Source organism: Vibrio sp. ZF57 (genome assembly GCF_001691235.1).
Classification (GTDB): Bacteria; Pseudomonadota; Gammaproteobacteria; order Enterobacterales; family Vibrionaceae; genus Vibrio; species Vibrio crassostreae_C.
Genome location: NZ_MAKD01000064.1, coordinates 1,067 through 3,530 on the forward strand (window position 1 = coordinate 1,067; position 2,464 = coordinate 3,530).

1 protein-coding gene is annotated in these 2,464 nt (G+C 49.6%); it reads left to right on the top strand.

From position 1 onward, the window contains the following. Nucleotides 1-2,464, top strand: a 2,464-nt coding sequence (locus tag A6D97_RS07180; RefSeq protein WP_206208215.1) for a VCBS domain-containing protein, incomplete at both ends; no start/stop codon positions are given.

Genomic DNA, 2,464 nt, shown 5'->3' on the forward strand with positions numbered 1-2,464 from the left:
ATTCACCGCCAACAGTGCGTTTAATCAATTGAACGTCGGCGATAAAGTCGAAGAAACCTTTACCGTCTCTTCCGTTGATGGCACACCGTCGACCATCAAAGTGACGATTAATGGCACCAATGACCGCCCTACTATCTCAGGTACCTCAAGTGGCGCGGTGATCGAACAGGGCTTGAACACGGCAGGAAACCCCGATGCGACAGGGAGCTTAATCGCGACTGATATAGATAAGTCCGACACCGTTACGTGGGCAATCAATCAACCCCAAGGTCAATGGGGAACGCTGTCGATTGATCAGCATGGTCATTGGCACTATCAGCTAGACAATTCAACCGGCGGTGCCGCGGATAAACTCGCGGCTGGTGAACATCAGTCTGAATCATTCTGGATCACCGCTACCGATTCAACAGGAGCGACAGTCCCTCATAAAGTCGTTATCGATGTGCAAGGCAGCAACGACAAACCAATTGTCAGTGCGTGGACTCAGCTTCCTGCGGGTAAAGAGGATCAACCCGTAACCATCAAGGCTTCTGACTTGCTAACACATGCAAGCGATGTGGATAGTAGCGATGTATTGCACGTGACAAATTTGCAAGCGACACACGGTAGCCTGACTGATAATAAAGATGGCACTTATACCTTCACCCCAGATAAAGATTTCAATGGTGAGATTCGACTCACCTATGATGTGGTTGACGGCCATGGGGGCAGCGTCAGCACTCAAGCTAAGTTTGATCTTATCGCAACTCCAGATAACGCGATTATTACCGACGCACAAGCCAATGCAGACTTACGGGGAGTAACTGAAGATCGCGGCTATATAGATACCCACTACCAACTGCATTACGACGGCAGATTAAACATCCAAGACCCTGATAAGGGAGAGGCACAGTTTGATCCGAATATAGGCTCACAAACCTATCAAGGTATTGGCTACGACACCAAACTGGGTGGGCACATACTGCTCATGCGCGACGGTCACTACACCTATACCCTCGACAACCGCAATATACAGAACTTAGCGCAAGGCGAAGTTAAACACGATTCAGCCATTATACGCTCAGCAGATGGTACAACACACACGATAGAGCTAACGGTTCATGGTACCAACGATGCCCCAACCATCAATGCTCAGTCCCACTCAGTGACTGAAGGTGGAAGCGTTCTAAATGGACAAATGGTTGGCCAAGATATTGATACCGGTGCGGCCTTGACTTACAGCGCACCGCAGATTGATGGCTTGGTGGTTAATCCGGACGGCAGTTATAGCTTCGATCCTGCTCACTCTAGCTATCAATCGTTAGCATCAGGTGTCACGAAGACATTGACTGTTCCAGTAACAGTCACAGACGAGCATAATGCGAGCAGCACTCAAAACCTCTCAATAACGATTACAGGGGTTAATAATTCTGCCGTTATCGGCGGTGTCTATACTGGAGATGTTCATGAAGGGCATACCTATACAGCACCAGATGGTACAATGTCTGGTGGCTACGTCGATGATCGCTCACCAGATCATATGCATGGAAACATCGGCAAATTATGGAACGACGAAATACACACTGATGGTCACCTGAACATTGTTGATCCAGACTCCGGTGAAAGCCATGCCCAAACCGGCGTTTATTACGGCACTCATGGTCGTGTCATACTTCAGAGTAACGGAGATTGGAGCTACTACGCTTCCATAGGCCAAGACGCAACAGGTAGAAAGATTGATCACCTCGGCCAAGGTGAATCGATAACGGATACTGTCACCGTCAAATCGGCTGATGGCACCACTCACGATATTGTTGTCACCGTTCATGGCGATAACGACCGTCCGTATTGTTCTGGTGAAGTGCAACTGAACAGCGGTAAAGAAGATCTTGCTCAAACCATCACAGCAACCGAGCTAATCGCTAATACTGTTGACGTAGACGCCAACGATGCAGGTAAGCTCACTATCGCTAATTTGCATGCTGACCATGGCTCGATTCAAGACAATCACGATGGAACCTTCACCTTCACTCCAAGCCACAATTACAACGGCAGCGTCCACTTCACCTACGATGTGAAAGACGCGCATGGTGGTACAACACACACTGGCGCATCAACGACGCTCTCGGCGGTTGGCGATGCTGCCCAAATCGCTGGCGTTGATACTGGTTCAATAACCGAAAGCAGCGCGGGTGTCGACATGTCACCTGACTATGCTCACTCAGGCATAGCCACACTTGGCAATACAACACTCTATGCGGATGGCAAGCTGACCATCACAGACCCCGATGTAGGCGAGTCAGGATTTGAACGCCAAGGCAGCAATGGTTACGACTATCACGGCACCTATGGCGATCTAATCTTACTCACCGATGGCACCTGGCATTACCATGCCGATGCTGGGCATCTATCAGGTATAGGTGCTAGACCCACAACGCGTGGCACTGCAATTGACCAGCTTGGTGAAGGGCAAAGCCTAACCGAT